This is a genomic window from Lacrimispora sphenoides JCM 1415 (assembly GCF_900105615.1).
GTDB classification, from domain to species: domain Bacteria; phylum Bacillota; class Clostridia; order Lachnospirales; family Lachnospiraceae; genus Lacrimispora; species Lacrimispora sphenoides.
In genome coordinates, this window is record NZ_LT630003.1 from 3,503,847 (window position 1) to 3,521,031 (window position 17,185).

Annotated in this window: 11 protein-coding genes; all 11 read right to left on the bottom strand. The window is 45.5% G+C overall.

Going from position 1 to position 17,185, the window contains the following annotated elements:
• Window positions 1-92 precede the first annotated feature (92 nt).
• Window positions 93-1,613: a beta-N-acetylhexosaminidase gene (gene nagZ, locus BMX69_RS15915; RefSeq protein ID WP_054790167.1), complete on the bottom strand. Its 1,521-nt coding sequence runs from the start codon at window positions 1,611-1,613 to the stop codon at window positions 93-95.
• Between the two features lie 16 nt (window positions 1,614-1,629).
• A complete protein-coding gene (locus tag BMX69_RS15920; RefSeq protein WP_100042885.1) occupies window positions 1,630-2,772 on the bottom strand; it encodes an exo-beta-N-acetylmuramidase NamZ family protein in 1,143 nt (380 codons plus the stop codon).
• An 11-nt stretch (window positions 2,773-2,783) separates the two neighbouring features.
• A complete protein-coding gene (locus tag BMX69_RS15925; RefSeq protein ID WP_100042886.1) occupies window positions 2,784-3,500 on the bottom strand; it encodes a PIG-L deacetylase family protein in 717 nt (238 codons plus the stop codon).
• On the bottom strand, window positions 3,485-4,465 hold the full coding sequence (locus BMX69_RS15930) for a GNAT family N-acetyltransferase (RefSeq protein WP_100042887.1): 981 nt from the start codon (window positions 4,463-4,465) through the stop codon (window positions 3,485-3,487). The genes BMX69_RS15925 and BMX69_RS15930 overlap by 16 nt, the downstream gene beginning before the upstream one ends.
• A 5-nt stretch (window positions 4,466-4,470) precedes the next feature.
• Window positions 4,471-5,787 carry a 6-phospho-beta-glucosidase gene (locus tag BMX69_RS15935; RefSeq protein WP_100042888.1) on the bottom strand — a complete coding sequence of 439 codons (1,317 nt, stop codon included), beginning with the start codon at window positions 5,785-5,787 and terminating at the stop codon, window positions 4,471-4,473.
• On the bottom strand, window positions 5,784-6,665 hold the full coding sequence (locus BMX69_RS15940) for an ROK family protein (RefSeq protein ID WP_054790089.1): 882 nt from the start codon (window positions 6,663-6,665) through the stop codon (window positions 5,784-5,786). The genes BMX69_RS15935 and BMX69_RS15940 overlap by 4 nt, the downstream gene beginning before the upstream one ends.
• Complete coding sequence (locus tag BMX69_RS15945; protein ID WP_100042889.1) at window positions 6,643-7,590, bottom strand: BadF/BadG/BcrA/BcrD ATPase family protein; 948 nt, start codon at window positions 7,588-7,590, stop codon at window positions 6,643-6,645. Before BMX69_RS15945 ends, BMX69_RS15940 begins: the two co-directional genes overlap by 23 nt.
• A gap of 24 nt (window positions 7,591-7,614) precedes the next feature.
• Complete coding sequence (locus BMX69_RS15950) at window positions 7,615-8,478, bottom strand: carbohydrate ABC transporter permease (RefSeq protein ID WP_100042890.1); 864 nt, start codon at window positions 8,476-8,478, stop codon at window positions 7,615-7,617.
• A gap of 14 nt (window positions 8,479-8,492) precedes the next feature.
• Window positions 8,493-9,386, bottom strand: coding sequence for a carbohydrate ABC transporter permease (locus tag BMX69_RS15955; RefSeq protein WP_100042891.1), 894 nt, complete (start codon window positions 9,384-9,386; stop codon window positions 8,493-8,495).
• 123 nt (window positions 9,387-9,509) lie between these two features.
• The gene (locus BMX69_RS15960) at window positions 9,510-10,925 is read right to left on the bottom strand and encodes an ABC transporter substrate-binding protein (protein ID WP_100043876.1); all 1,416 of its coding nucleotides are present in this window, start codon (window positions 10,923-10,925) and stop codon (window positions 9,510-9,512) included.
• 419 nt (window positions 10,926-11,344) lie between these two features.
• Window positions 11,345-17,140 (bottom strand): CehA/McbA family metallohydrolase, encoded by a 5,796-nt coding sequence (locus BMX69_RS15965; RefSeq protein ID WP_100042892.1) that lies wholly within the window; start codon window positions 17,138-17,140, stop codon window positions 11,345-11,347.
• Window positions 17,141-17,185: the final 45 nt, after the last annotated feature.

Sequence of the window (17,185 nt, forward strand, 5' to 3'; positions counted from 1 at the left end):
TTCCGTCTGCAGATATTCTGCAGACGGTTCTCTCCGTTACTTAAAGATAAGGGGATTTATATCCGTTCTATGGAATTTCCCCCTTTACAACTTCACTGCTTAAACAAAAGCACCACCACCTCAAAGGATTGTCTGCTGTATTCATAAGCCGCAATTTTATCAACCTCATCACCGACTTCATCCAGATCATAGGGATTTCGAAATGCCGCCATAGCCATCGGTATCTTTAACTTTTCCAGTTCTTTTGCCAGGAAACTCTGACCACGGTTTAAATGTCCATTGTAAGTGCCAAGTACAAGATTGGTATATCCCTTACCGTTTACCTTATCCAGTATTTCGTTTATTTCCCTTGAATCCGGATCTATGGAAAAAGAATACGCATCTCCCCCAAACCTTTCCTGCATATATACAGCAAACAGCAGATCCTCCATCACACGGCTGGAGGCCAAAGTGGAACGGTAGGCAAAACAGCTTAAAAATACTGGATTTTCTCCTATAAGATGGCCATATCCCCTTTCCCGGTTCGTAAACCGTATGCTGTCACGAAACAGTGATTTTACAAACTCTCCCGGTTCCTTAAGGGATTTCTTTCCCACAACTGCATTGGGCGCTGCATATCTTTTTTTGTATGCCAGGATCCGATCCACAGCATCATCTATCCGGGATAATGGAATCTCGCCGGTTTCCACTGCCCTCTCTATTTCCCTGGCCGCTTCCGCTGCAAGACCTGCCGTATGGGAAATGAATACAAGATCCACACCTGCCATTATGGCCTTTTTGGCTCCGGAAGCAGTACTAAAGTATTCTTTAATGGCATTCATTTCCAGGCAATCGGAAATCACCAGTCCTTCAAATCCCAGCCGGTTTCTCAAGATTTCCCGGATCATGGTTTCTGACATGGTTACCGGTAAATTTTCTTTTTCGATTTTGGGAAACAAAATGTGGGCCAGGGTTACGGCTGTGGCTCCTCGCCGGAAGGCTTCTATAAACGGGATCAGCTCCTCCTGCTCCAGCTCTTCATAGGATTTCCGGATGCTGGGCAGGGAAAGATGAGAATCCACTGCCGTATCGCCATGGCCCGGAAAATGCTTCACCGAACACATGATTCCGGAATCTAAATATCCTTTCACCATTGCACAGCCAAATTCGGTTACCACGGCCTTATCCGGTCCAAAGCTTCTCACACCGATCACCGGATTATCCGGGTTGTTATTAATATCCAGTACCGGAGCCAGATTGAAATTGATTCCCAGCTCTCTTAATTCCTGCCCCGTAAGAAGAGCCGCCTCATATGCATTTTCCTTATCTCCGGTCTGTGCAAGAGCCATTTCTCCCGGTATGCTGACCGATCCTTCGGGAAGTCTTCTTACAACTCCACCCTCCTGGTCGATGGTGATAAAGGCATATTCTCCGGTTTCTTCCTTTACCAGCCTTTGAATGGACTCACAAAGTCCCTTCAGCTGGTTCCTGCTTTCTATGTTATGGGAAAACAAGATAACGTTCCCAACCTTATACTCTCTTACCAGCCGTATCATGTCTTCACTTAACTCTCCGGTGGGAAAACCGGCCACGATCATTTGTCCGATCTTTTGTTTTAATGTCATTTCCCCCATACTCCAGTCACCTCTTTCATTTATAAAGATGATATGCTTTTTTGCGCTCTGAAAACGCTTTTGCATCCCTCTCAAACCCGGCCAGCAATTCTTCTTTTGAAGAGGTATTCTTTGTCAGCTGATCTGATCCGAACAAAAGATCTTCCATCCGCATGGTGCTTCCCTTATAAGGATCCAGAAAAGAAAAGCGGTCTTCATAAATGGTCTTTATTGCATCAAGAAGCTCCAGACCGCAGATCGTGGACCGGAAGGCCCGGCTGTCCGTAACATGAATATGGATTCCTTCGCAGGCTTCTCCCTTAAACTTTGAAAAATAGGGTGTAAAATAAGCCGGGGAAAACAACACGCCTGGAAGTCTTTTTTCTGTCATATGCTTTACAAGCTTACCTGCATCTATAAATGGCGCACCGATTATTTCAAAAGGTGCCGTAGTTCCCCTTCCTTCTGATATATTTGTTCCTTCAAAAAGGCAGGTTCCCGCATATACCAGGGCAGTTTCATATCTTGGAATTCCCGGGCTTGGCATCACCCACACATGACCGGTCTCCGGATGCATGGTATGCCTGCTCCATCCCTCACAGGGAATTACCGTCAGCCGGCATCCAAGGTTTTTCTCCTCATTTACCATAAGGGCCAGCTCTCCCACCGTAAGACCATAGCGCATACACAGAGGATAAGCCCCTACAAAGCTTTCAAATCCGGGGTTTAAGCAGTTGCCCTCCGCCAGATCCCCCAGAGGATTATACCGGTCCAGTATAATAAGCTCTTTTTCATATCTAGCGCACTCTTCCAACGCATAGATCATCGTTGATATAAAGGTGTAATATCTCACCCCAAGATCCTGAATATCATATACTACGGCATCCACTTTATCTAACATATCCCAGGTCAGCCTCTTTGAATTTTTACGGTACAGGCTATATACCGGCAATCCGGTATCCGTGTCTATGTAGTCCTCTACATCACCGCCTGCGCCAACATTTCCCCTGACTCCGTGCTCAGGTCCAAACAGGGCTGTCAGCCGGTATTTTATATGAAGTATGTCGATGGTAGAATTTAAATGCCTGTCAACGCCTGAAATAGAAGTGATCAGGCCAAGACGTTTCCCATCTAAAACCTTATGCCAGCGGTCCACACAATCGATCCCGTTTTTTACCATATTGACCCTCTTTATAATTCCGATGATATTACCTTTTTTTGTTCCTGATCCACATCAAATGCCTCTGCGTACCCGGTTCTTGCCAGACAGCCGTTTACTCTCATGAGATGCTCATAATACTCTTTATAGGGAAACGATGGACTGTGCACGGCAAACCAATGGGTGTCAATGGCTTTTTTCCATAATTCAAATCCTTCTTTTGATACTTCCAGATAAATATATTTTTCAAAGCCAACAGAATCTTCCCAGTTTTCCGCATAGTAGGGCCCTTTTGCAAAATGAGCGCCGTTTTCCCTTTGAAGTCCGGAAAGTCCTGCGAAAAACTGGGCATCCTTAACGATCCTGTGGGTTGTTTCATGATCTTTGTGCATGCTGTTCTTCCAATGGGTCAGCAATGCAGCGGGCCGGTATTGCCGGATCGTATCACAAAGCCGGAACCTTACCTCCTCATTGTCCGGCAATTCTCCATCCGTGTAAGGGAATACCACTGCCTCCCCTCCCAGCATTTTGGCAAAGGAAACGGCTTCCATTTCTTTTTGTATTCTGTATTCTTTCACAGACCTATCAGGCGGATTCCCTCTTTCCCCGCCGGTTAATGCCACGGTAACGATCTGGTAACCCTTAAGCGCCATAGTCGCCAGAAATCCACCGCTCGTCAGCTCTGCATCTCCCACATGGCCTCCTATTGCCATGATGCACTTTCTTTCTCCATTCATCCGTCTTTCCATTCCTTCCTCATATCCGCCCAGGTCCTTACAATCCGGAAACCTGCAGCTTCATAAATATTTCTTGCCGGATTATTTTCTCCTGTAAAAAGGCTCATAAAATCTGCCCCCTTTTTCTTCAGGCTTATGCATAACCTGCAAAACAGAATTGTTGATATCCTTTTCCCCCGGTAATCGGGATCCACACCGATTCCGCAAAAATATCCCCTTCCGCTCTTTTCTACATCCAGCGGTCCTGTAAAGCCGATCACTTTGCCATTGTGTGCTGCGATCAGAATGGGACGGCTGTTTTCTCCCTTTGCCGCCTCCCCCAGAATGTCTCTTTCCCACAAAGGATTTTGGAACTTATGTATCATTTCTTCCATGCCGTAATGCCTGTCAGAATTATAAATCTCTATGGTAATATCCTCTTTTTCCAACCTTTCTTTGATGTCTGCTGCAAAATCAGGTTCAGAATAATCATCAAGGTCTAAATAATAGCTGTTCTGCATGGCATAATCCCGGTACCTGCAGTTTTTGAAGAAAAGGTAGGCATTACTACCCACGTCCACTCCCGGAGCATTGGGGTGATCTGCCGCCTTTTTCCCCGGAATCTGCCAGGGAAAGGTCATGGGATTAAAGAAAACAATTTCTATCCTTGAAACTCCGCTTTCTTTACGTAGTCTGTCTTCCAGACAGGCAAGCATTGCTTTTCCGATTCCCTGTCTCTGCATTTCCTTTTTTACAGCAATCATGGAAAGATAGGCTCTGCTCTCGCCGCTTAAAAAGCAGCCGGACGCAAATCCCCAGCCGTGTTCTTCCAGAATGGTGATTTTGTGCACTTCTTCTGCCTGGTCTTCCATAAAAAACTTAAAAAAGTCACTCTGGCTTTCAAAGGGACAGAACAATACCTCTTTTGTACGGACCGCATCTTCAAACAATTCATAGGCGGTTCCTACATTCTCTTTGTTCAGATCCAAAAATATCATCCAAATCACTCCTTATGGCTGAAAAACTGAGGCAGATATTCTTTATGTGCTTCCAGCAGCTCATAAAGCACGGCCTTTGCTTCTTTCTGGGATCCCACCAGGGGATTGATCATTAGTGCCAGCAGGGCCTTCTGCGGGCTTCCGGTTATGGCCGCCCGGCACCCGGCTATTTCAAAAGATTTGATCTGCTGCAAAAGACCGTTGACCGTCCATGGCAGTTCCACACCGTTTACCGGAACCGGTCCATCCTTTGTTATCCTGCAGCTGACTTCCACGATCTCATGATTTTTGAAATTTTTTATGGCTCCTCTGTTTACGGTGTTTACTACCTGAATATCTCCCTTGTCATTATAAATGGAATGGATCAGATTACATGCAGAATCACTGTAATAAGCACCGCCCCGCTGAGAAAGTAATTCCGGTTTTTCATCCAATTCAGGGTCCTGATAAAGCTCAAACAGCTTTTTTTCCACCTGTTCCACAAGCTCTGCTCTTGTCTCATGTTTTTCATACTTTTCCAGGGCTTCTTCCAGATATTCTTTTGCCATATAATAATATCTGTGATAGGAGCATGGCAGCACTCCAAGCTCTTTAACAAAATCTTTGTCCCAGCTGACTGCCTTTATATTTTTCACAACGCCGCCTTCCCCCCAATGGCTGACCACGTCTTCCGTTATGTCCTTTCCATCTGCCTCCACTCTGGTCACGTACACCATATGATTCAGACCGCCCATGGTGACATTCACCTCTTCCATAGGCCTTCCAAGCTGATCTGCCACCGCTTTATGCATTCCGTAAGGGACGTTGCACAGCCCGATGAACTTCCGGAAACCGCTGTAATGGTTTACTCCCTCCATGACCATGCCCACCGGATTTGTAAAGTTGATCAGCCATGCTTCCGGGCACAGTTCCTCCATGTCTTTACAGATATCCAAAATAACCGGTATGGTCCTCATTCCTTTGAACATACCGCCTGCACCATTGGTTTCCTGGCCCAGAAGTCCGTGCTTTAAGGGGATCCTTTCGTCTTTCACTCTTGCCTGCAGCTGTCCCACCCGCAGCTGGGTTATGACAAAATCAGCTCCGGGAAGGGCCTCTCTCCGGTCCAGTGTTGTACGGATTTTCATTGGAACTCCTGCTTTTTTTACCATACGCATTGCAAATTCAGCTACAATCTGTAATTTTTTCTCACCCTCAGGGATATCCACCAGCCATAGCTCCTTCACAGGCAGGGTTTTGTACCTTTTTAAAAATCCATCCACCAGCTCCGGTGTGTAACTGGACCCTCCTCCGATTGCTACGATTTTCACACCTTTTTTCATGACTGAACGCCTCCTTCTCCGCTTTGCAGTAATAAATACAGGGCCCCCATTCTCCCTGCCAAATTTCCCTGTTCACAGGCCTCGATGGCCGTATATGGTTCCAGGTGGGGATAAAGGGCATATACCGCTTCTTTCATATCCCTTATAAATATCTTATTTTCACTGATTCCCCCGCCGATCAGCAGTATTTCAGGATCTACCGTGACAGCAAAGTTGCCGATCACCATTGCACCCTTGTAAAGCCATTCCCGGTATACCCGGTCAATGTCCGGCTGGTCCAGGTGGTTGAATATATACGCTCCATCCACCTCCCTGTCAAGGATCTCCGATACCTTTCTGACCAGAAGAGAGGTTGCTCCTGCCCCTTCTGCCGCCGGCTTTCCATCTGCATCCCGGAGGCCGACTCTGGTAAATCCCACCTCCCCGGATTTAAAGTGGCTGCCCCGGTATAATTCCCGGTTTATGATGATGGCACCGCCAATCCCGGTTCCAAAGGTGACCATGCAAATATCCCTAAAACCCCTTCCCGCTCCTCGTACCATTTCTCCCAGTGCGGCACAATTGCTGTCATTTTCAAGCGCAACGGGAATCGGATAGTTCCTGTTGATCTCTTCCTTTAAACGATATGCCCTGAAATTAGCCCCCACGCTGAAATCAGTATTTTCTCCTGTTACCGGATGGATAAAACCCCCCATGCAGATTGCAACGCCGCTTATCTGATCCACATAGGTCTCCACGATCCCCATGAACTGCCGGAGAAATTCGGCCGGCCGTTTTTCCGTTGGTGTACTTCCTTCATGAAGAACCCGGTATTCCGGATCCATAAGGCTGTACTTAATGTAAGTACCTCCTATATCAATTGCCAGGTATTGTTTCATAGCCGTTCCTTTCCGCTATCTCCCGTAATATGATCCTGACGGCCCCCTGGGCAGCTTCCCCCCTCATCTTCATGATCTCCAGCTGGGGAAATCTTTTTTTCGCCTTTTCACGAAACAGGCAGTATATCTCGTTATTTTTCATTAAAACACTTCCGCTTACAACCAGGGAAACCGGAGACTGAAAATGAGTCAGTACGGCTCCCGCCAGCTCCGTCAGTTCTTCCCCGCAATGATCCAGAATCTCCGTGGAAGCCTGATCCTTCTCCCTGATTCCTTCCTCCAGAAGGGGAGCCAGGGCGGCGATCTCTTTTTTGCTTCTCCCCGGCTGATACAGCCAGGTGATAAGACCCTCCACAGAATCCATCTTTAGATAGCGGAATGTTTTTTCCTTCAATACGGTCTGCCCCTGTCTTCCATCCGATGACCTTACCACTGCTTTTAAAATATCCCTTCCAATGGCATAGGCACTTCCGGCATCATCAATGATATGGCCGTAGCCCCCGGCCCGGAACTTAGCACCGGACTCATTGACCCCATAACAAATCGAACCGGTCCCGGCAATGAGTATAACACCGGCTGGCTCCTCTAACGCCCCTGCCAGGGCAGTTTCATGGTCTCCCACCAGCCTGATCACTCCCTGCATCCCCTGTTCTCTTAAACTCCGGGTCAGCAATTTTGCCGTATCCCGGTTGCTGATTCCGGCGGCGCCAATGCAGATACCTATGCAGCCACTCATATTCATACCTGACAGTTCCAGTTCTCTCTTTAAATCCGTCAGCGTATGTTCTGCCGCTTCCCGGGACTGTCCGTTGATGTTTAAAGGCCCTAAACGGAAACTTTTCGCTGGATCACCATGAAGTCCGGCTACCATTACAGTGGTGGCGGTCCCGCCCCCATCCATTCCTATTACAAACGGTCCGTTCATTTGATTACCCCCCTTTTCCTTCCGTTATCCCTTCACCGCACCCACCGTTACTCCTTCCAGAAAATATTTCTGCAAGGTAAAGAACAGTATAAACATAGGCAATGCCGAAATCGTTGCCCCTGCCATCATGGGTGAAAAATAAGTGGTATTTGCAAAACTGAAATTTTTAAGTCCGACCTGAATGGTCTGCATCTGTTCATTGTTGCATATCAGAAACGGCCAGAAAAAGGTATTCCAGCTGCCCATAAAGGTCATGATCGCCATAACGGATAAAATTGTTTTTGAAATAGGTATGACTATTTTTATCAGGATCTGAAACTGATTGCAGCCTTCTGTCCTTGCCGCTTCCAGAATAGAAGTGGGTAGGGAAGAAAAGAACTGTTTCGCCATAAATACATTGTAGAAGGTGACCAGAGACGGCACGATCAATGCGGTGTAAGTATCTGTCAGCTTCAGCACATTGGCTACCAATATGTACAACGGAACCTGCGTGACCTGATAGGGTACCATCATCGCAAACAACAGCAGGAAAAATAATATCTTACTTCCCGGAAACCTTACTTTTGCAAATGCATACCCAGCCATCCCGGCAAAGACCACATTGCTTAATGTGACGACACCCGCGACGATCATAGAATTTACGATCCAGCGGAACGAGCTTTTGCTGAATCCAAAAAAGAATTTATAGGAATCCAATGTTACAAATTTAGGAAACAGAGTATAACTGGCTGCCCCAATCTCATTTGGCGTTCCAAAGGATGAGATAACCATGTAATAAATTGGAAACAGAGTCAGGACGGCCAAGAAGAGCAGGATGGCTGCCATTGCCCCGTTTCTTAACACTGATTTATATTTTTGATCGTCCCCATATTGCCTGAATAAACCCATACCAGCCCTCCTTCCTAGTACTCAACATCTGCAGCCATTACCTTAAACTGTAAGACTGCAAAAACCGCAATGATTCCTGCCAATAATAATGCTTGTGCACATGCTTCCCCATAGTTAAAATATTTGAAAGCATTGTTAAATATTAGCAATCCTACCATAGTAGTGGCATGATCCGGTCCGCCCCCTGTCATTAAATACGCCGTCTGAAATGCCTGAAACGCATTGATCACTCCGGTGATAGTCAGAAAAACAGTGGTCGGTTTGACCATAGGCCATACTACGTATTTGATTCTCTGCATAAAGGTGGCTCCGTCAATATTGGCAACCTCATAATAAGTAGGATCAATCCCAAGCAATGCAGCTACATAAATAATGACAGTAGAACCAAGGCCTGAGAATATTGTCATGATAATCAGTGACAGCATAGCCGTCTGAGAGCTCCCCAGCCAATTCTGATTCTGGATCCCAAATGCCCGGATCACCGAATTTAACAGGCCGCTTGGCAGAGGATCAAATATCCATTTCCATACAAAGGAGAGAGCTACTCCCGATGCAATCCCGGGCAGATAAAATACTGCTTTAAAAAATGACTGGCTTCTCTTCTTAAAGGGAACCAGCAGAATGGAGATGATAAATGCCACCAGTATGGAGATGGGCACCGTTACGGCCGTATACACGGCAGTGTTCCAGATGGATTTAAAGAAAAGTCCGTTTTTCAATGTGTTACTGTAATTGGCAAATCCCACAAACTCTGTTTTTAGGGGCTTGTAGGATTGAAAGCTTACAATTGCCGCCTGGACTACCGGATATAATGTGAAGATAATAAATGACACAATGGGCACGAATACGAAAACATACCCCCATTTGGCATCATTGTTTAACCGCTTTCTTTTCTTTGCTGTCTGCATACGCCTTCCCCTCTCCCTTCATTCTAAAAAGCATAATGATCCCCCAAATAAGAAATGGGCATTGGCACCTGTTACGATTACCAATGCCCGTAAATCATGAAAACCTATGGATCTCATCTTCCATTAATCCATGACACAGCCTTCCTCACCAAACGCCTCAACAGCAGCCTTTTTAATGGCTTCGTGCATCTCCTCCGGGGTAATTTCACCTGCTAATAACCCCTGGAATTTTGGCAGAATAACCTCATCCTCAATTTTTATCGCCTTTGCTCCTAAATCAGCCGGGATATCAGGTCTGGCTTCCGCCACCTGGGTGGCAAGATTTTTAACTGCATTTGTATTATTCTCATTTTTTCCTTCCATCGGAGGAAGGGAAGCAAATGCTTCTTCTCCGGATTTGCATATGGGGCTGATATAAAGCTCCTGACAGGTTTCTGCCGCTCTTTTACCGCTTGCCAGGAAATAGGCAGCCTTTGCTACGTTCTTTAAATGATCCGGGCTTGGTTCATCCTTGCCGCGGAAGCACACATATCCATCTACCGCTCCCTGGGCCTGCTGCTTATTTCCCTGGAACGTAGGAACCGGCAACACGATGTATTCCACTTCCTGGCTTCCTTCAACCGCACTTCCGTCATTTGCGGCCAGCTTTTTATTATTATCGGCAGCTAACTTTTCAAATACCGACAGTCCCTTGCCGGTGATCATGGTCTGCCCGGTCAGGAACATGTTCCATCGTTTTCCCGCATCCACGGAGCTTAATTCTTTCGGCATGGAGCCATCGTCGATTAAAGCTCTGATATCTTTTAAAAATGGAACCATGTGACTGCTCGTATATGTATATTTTGAATCCTTGTCAAAGGCGGCAGGCATACCTGCATTTTTTACAAAGATTGAAAAATAATCCTTTGCCGCTACTCCTGAACAGGCAAAAACAAAGCCGTACCGGGAATAGCTGTCTCCGTCCTTTACCACTCCTTTTTTGATGGCTTCCCGAAATTCTTCGTAGGTCCAGCCATTTTTCTGTATTCCCTGCCAGTCGATCCCTGCTTCCTCCAGCATGGCCTTATTACCGCCGATAGCCTGTATCTCCACATAGGCGGGGAATCCATAAAGCCCGTCACCATTTTTAAAATAGTTGATAATATCTGCATTGTAATCTTCTATCATTTCCTTATCCGCATATTTGGTAATGTCTACCAGCATTTCCGTGTCCAGATATTTTGTAACCCCGGTAGAGCCGATAAAGGCAATATCAGGCGGAGAGCCGGCATTTACCTGAACATCCAGTTTTTCCGTAATGTCTTCCCAGCTTGCCGTTGTGATCTGCAGCTCCAAATCGGGATTGGCTTCGTTAAATTCCTTTGCATATTCCATCAGTTTATCCTGATAGGATGCAGAAACAGGCGGAAGCAATGCCTTAACAATGTCTTTTCCATTGCTTTGCTGCACCGCAGTGCCCTTTGCGGTAGTTCCGCAGCCCGCCAGTGTACTGGCGATCATGGCTGCTGCCAACAATACGGATAGTTTTCTTTTTTTCATGTTTTCTCCTCCATTATTTTTTATATCTGCTCTATGGCGTAATGCACATGTCCATGTGCTTTTGCCAACTTCTCCCTCGCCTTTATGGGAATGCGATCCCTGCCCCAAGAGCTGCCATTTCCTCATGGCTGTTTCCATTATATATTTATGAATTCTTTTTGTCAAAGAATTCATATAATTACGAAATATTGTTTCACACCTTGAAATAATATTTCAAATTTCACCATCATTTTCGACATTTATTCTTATATTTTCCCACAATATTCCATTCTATTTAAGCATTTTTATCATTGCATTCTTAAAGAATATCTTTTTCCATCACTCTCCATAGTTTCGTAAAAAGAAGCAGGTCAGATAGTCTGTATATACAAGACATTTCTGACCTGCAAATGCAATGAATTCTGTGGTCAAGCTTTGTATTATCTGATTTGTACTACTCCATCCACTACCCACTCTCCATTTGCGTTGACAGCGTAACCATCTGGAGTGATGGTGCTATTAAGCATTGCGCCATATTTGTATTGCGTTGCCTGATTAACCGGATTGAAGAAGAAACATTTTCCGTTAATCCATCTCCAGCCTGTGACCATAGCGCCGTATGAGCCATCATGATTTTCGCTTAAGTAGTACCAGCTGCCATCTCCGTCCAAATACCAGCCTGAAATCATATACCCCTCTGCATCAAAGCGATACCATGACATCTGGCCATTATAGGAACACTGATACCATTCATTTTTCGCATATGTTCCATTATTCTTGAGAACCTTCCAGCCTCTGGCATTCTGTTTCCATGTAACCATGCCATAATCTTTATCTCTGTCTGAATCACTGGAACGGTCTGGCCTTTCGGGATTCTCTGGCCCTCCCGGATTTTCTGGTCCGCCAGGATTTTCTGGTCCTTCCGGATTCTCTGGCCCTTCCGGATTTTCTGGTTCCTTTGCAAGTTTCACATCGTCTCTGTCACGAATACGTATACGAGACACAGAATCCTCGGAGTCACCTATGACAGTTCTGGACGAGAGTCCTATTGCCGACATATATGCACCGATTTTTAAATCCTCTATCACCTTATCCTTTGTAATATATCCATCAATGAATATTCTTGCGGGCTTACCTGACTGATCCTGCAGCATAATCGTTTCTACCAGATTATTCGGCGCATCAATGGAAATAACCTTGCCGCTTACCGTGACTAAACTGCCGAGGTTTTTGCCCTCATAGGCTTCTTTCGTAGTTTCTTTAACAGGCTCTGGAAGTTCCTTTATATTTGTATCAATTACCATAATCTTCTCTACTGCCAGCTGTCTCTCTCCTTGATAAGAAGAAGTTTTTCCAAATACCCTGACGGTCTGACCCGCTCTTATATCTCCGGATACAGGGAAAAGATTAATTCCGCCGGTATGATCCTGCACATAGATACTATCGAAGAAAGCAGTATCTTTATCATAACCGGAGGCGTTAGATGTAGCTATGCCTTCAATAATAAACCGCTCGCCCTCGCCAGCCGCCTGTACTTCCTTAATAGGCGTAATCTGCAATTGATTCGTCTTCTCTAATAAATTTGCCATAATCTGGTAGTTGCTGTAATCATTGGTGGCTGCACTGTCAAATGTCAGCTGGAAATCACTCATAGTCGAACATCCTGATAAATATAGTGTCGACGATTCGCCATCGCTGAAATAAAGCTCCTGAGTAGCTGCCAATACAAAACGTCCGTCCAATTTTGCCAATGCATCTCCTGATAATCCTACACCATCATTATCCAGACTCTTTGTATCTGCCGGTGCATAAACCAGAGGCGCCGCTCCTGATGGAAGCATGGCGGTGTCATGGATTGGATTTTCACTTTCATCCACTGCATAAATGTCCGCATTGCCATATGTGTTGAATTTAAGACCTGCATCCACTCCGGTTATATATGGGTTCAGCAGATTATAATCGGTGCTAAGGATCCCCCACAATCTGCCATCATTGCTGCCGGCGCTTTGTAACTCATCATCTGCAAAACGGAATGTACTTTGAAGAGCTTTAAGGATCTTATTCTGCTGAGCCGACATATGATCCCCTGCCTTGGAAACATCACCTTTGAAGCCATCATATGCCTCATAGGAATCACTCCAGGAACAGATCATAATCGTCTTTCCGCCCTTTTTAGCAAAAGCTCTGATAGCATCAAGTTCTTCCTCTGAGTAGTTCTTATAATCCTCTCTCAGCTTTGTACCATCACGTCTGGAAGGTGCATTGAACAGAACGCCAACATATTTGTCATCCTTTAAAGCGGCTAACAGCTCCTCACTGGTGTAAAGGGTGACCATCCGGATATCGTAATCACCCGCTAAAGAGGTGAAATTACCCATACTGTCCTTGTAGTTTCCATTCACATATTCATTATAATGACTGGCATCTATTGCAAAATATTTCATCTTCGAACTGTCACGTACATCAATTTGCAGAGTAAAGCTGAATGTCTTGCGATCACCTTCCAGTTCCATTTTGGCAATGACTTCTATTTCATTTACTCCTACCTTATCAAGTATAAACGCTTTGTTAACCGTGTAAGTTTCCAATGACTTTAAACTCACGTTCAGTTCTTTACTTTCAAGCACCTTATCACCAGTTTTAAATGTCAGGCTGGTAAGCGTGGCATCTGATTCTTCATTGTTGAAAGCTGTGACTGTAAACTTCACCGGTTCGCCTGTCACTGGTACATCTGTATCACAAGTAAAGGAAGATATGCCTGCTTTTGCGGCTGAACCATACCACACAGGAGCCGTTACGGCTATATTTTTATCAGCCTGGGTAACACGTATGTAATAATATCCTTTCTTTGCAGGAAGCTCAAAGGTGAACTCTCCACTATTTCCGGTGCCTTCTTTTTTCCCTGCTATTGCGCCGCCATTTGTCACTACCTCTACACTTTTTATGACATCTGTCGGATCCGGGTCATATACGCTTACAGAAATATTCAGCGTTTTTACGTCCTCTGACGCATCCAGGACACTTCCCATAAGCTCATCATTCAAAGTATACATGATATTTAAATTCTTATCTTCTGTCGCGTATACATGCATATCTTTCAGCGCACTTAAAATCCCTGTCTCCGATAAATCATCTGTGATGACGACTGTCCTGGCCGTATTCGCATTGCCCCAACGCCCTTTATGATTATCCTGGTTATTGGAAGGCGCTAAATGCCATCCCTTATCCAGTGCTTTCGTATATTCATTGTAGCTTGGGAAATATCCGCCTGAACCGATGGAGCCTTCGCCATTGCCTACTTCTACCAAGACCATTTTGGCATCTCTTGCCGGTGTATAGTATGCAAAATCTGAAAATGTACCAAACGTCTTTCCTGGGTGGTTGAACTGTGAAAGATTCGCCAACGGGTCTGAATCAGCAGTCAGAATGTCATAGTACGCCTTCAAACCCGCATCATTTTTCTTGTCATTAAGCGTGGTATTGTTGCGGCTTACCAATCCTGCTGAGCCAAATGTATTGATGTGACCGGGACCGCCGGACCAGGTCATCTCAAAACCGGATAACGCCTTTCTGGTACTGGTTTCATTAAACGATCTCGTCTGCTCCCTGTATTCCTCCCATATGGCCCTGCTCCCAGGTGTCATAAGAGACGGATCATTAAGCGCCTCTTTTGGATTGGGTGCATCTTTTGTATCAAAATAGTTGGAATGATCTGTAAAAGATACAAATTGTACATTGTCTTCTTCCGGTATATTGGCAAGATAATTAAGACCATCTTTAACAGATCCGGAACCATCCGAATAGTTCGTATGCCCATGAAGCTGTCCGAAATATGCGGTGAAGGCAGACTTACCGATCGCAAACTTCCAAGTCTCAGTAAAAGACACTTTATCTTCCCGAACAACCGTCACCTGCGCATTATAAGTGCTGTCTTCCAGCACCTTGGGCGTAAAAGCATATGTTGCGCCGTCAGCAGCTGTCTCTTTGAGATTCATAGGCTGGTTTGTATAAATAGCAGTGCCGTCTGCCTTACTGAGAGTGAGACTTACCGAAGGGTTAGTTCCGCTATTTGCCAGCTTGATAGAAATCTCAGGCGCTTTCACGTCTCCTGTCGCCTTATTTCTCTCAGGAGTAACCGCCAGTACCTGCGGTTTGTCATTGATAGCGATCGTAACGATCCCACTTTCTGTTTCGAGACCGGTTTTATCCTTCGCTTTGAATTTTATGTATAAGGCCTGCTGACCCTTAGCAAAATTTTCTGCCGGAATAACAGCTTCATAATTGTTCGTATCCTGATTAAATGTCATGGAAATTGACTTGTCTTGCATCGCCTCTGAGGGCCCGAAAAGAACCTCTACACTTGCCACGCCCACATTATCCCTGACCTGGACGGATATTGGATACTCCTGATCCGGTCTTGCATCAATATAGGTGCCTAAGGTAATAACTGGTGGTTTGGTGTCATTTTTCACATAATAAACAGGAAAACCATTTTTCTCTTCTGTGCCGGTGTAAAGCTGAATCGTCTGATTATATCTGCCTATCATAGCAGTCAGATCTACTGTCTCTCCTTCTTCAACGCCTTCCGGATATGGAGCTGCCTGATAAATATTAATCGTACCTGTTGCATCAGTTACAGGCGTACTGCCTGATGTATTAAGCTTGCCCAGTTTGACATCCTCTATCAGAACAACTCTGTTAATAAGTCCGCTTTTCTCTACATCAGCAGTACCAGCCATGGCTTTTATCTGACTGATGGTATACGTTACAGGCGGTATCGTCGCCTCATCCTGCTTAACAGCGACTTTAGCTTTATCTTTCGTGGATGTTATCTGAGGCATACCATAGCGGATCTGGTAATCTCCCGTGATTTCCAGGATATCACCTATCCTGGCATCATCCGGCGCAGCTCCATAGATATAAATGCTGTACTGGCTGCCATCGATCTCGGACTGGAGCACCGGATTTCCATATGTAGTAGCCAGATATGACAGTTCCCCTCTAACAGTCACATCTTTTGTGTTCTGTCCTAATGCCAGCACATCTTTAATTGTCATCACTTTGCCGGCTTCACGGATTGTATAGGAAAACTCAGCTATTTCACTGTCTTCCAGCCCTTCCTTAACTGCGCGCACATAGTATGTAACCGGTTCATCAATCGTCAGCTTGTCAGCGTTTGAATATTTTATCCATTCATCGGCATCAAAAGACTCCGTATTGTACTCGATTACAGCATCTGATGTTGCCGTAGAGAATGTGAGCTGCGTTCCTTTCAGTACCTGTCCGGCTGCCGGTGTTGCAATAGGTGTCTTGCATTTTGTCTCTCCCGGTTGATTCCCGCCTTCCTCATAGGAACTGTTGTGTGGCTCAGGCTTTCCAATCTTAAAATCAGCTTTATTATTGTCGGTATCCACTGCCGGGTCCTTACGGATAGCTGCGGTGGAACTTGACATTGCAGCGGTAGGTTCGGTCTCATATTCCTTCGCCGTGGTGCCAACTCCTACTAAATCAACGAAATTCTCATCTTCTTTGCCTGATAACTTCTCGCTGCTTTTGGACAATGCCGCTGCCCCGCCTCCTTGAGCCATGTTGATGTTACCCACAGCATCAGGTTCTGGAAGTTCTGGCGCATCTTTATTATTCCCATCTGCTTCTTTTATCAGGTAGTAACCGCCAGCTTCGATGGTCCCTGAAAGTTTTGTTAATTGAATGTTTGCAGAACCAAATACGTTGCCACCCAACCACTGGATTGACCACCCATCCATGTCCACATCTTCATCCGTAGGATTGTACAATTCAATAAAATCACTCTTCCATATACAGCCACTATTGCCACCGCCGCCATATACCTGACTGATCACTACGTGGTCTGCCAGAATGATGTCACTAAGTGCGGACTTATCTTCTACAGGTTCCAAAGCACTTGCTTCCTCTTTTACAGCGCCCGTATCTCCCTTATCCTCCGTATCTCCCGTATCTCCCTTATCGCCTGTATCTCCCTTGACGCCTGTATCTCCCTTATCGCCTGTCTCTTCTTCCGGCTTTTCTGGAATGTCTGCATCCGTGTCCTTGTCCGCCTCACTGGGGCTGGCTTTATTCCCTCCCCCACTGGAACGTTCTACCCCATACCCGTTTGTCAGGTTCGAATCTGTCTTCATCGCAAAACCAGGCACGACTAACAGATTCATACACATGGCAACTGACAGAAACAAACTTAACAGCTTCCTTAAGTTCATAACTTTTCTTCTCCTTCCATTTTTAATGGTATCACTTAATTAACC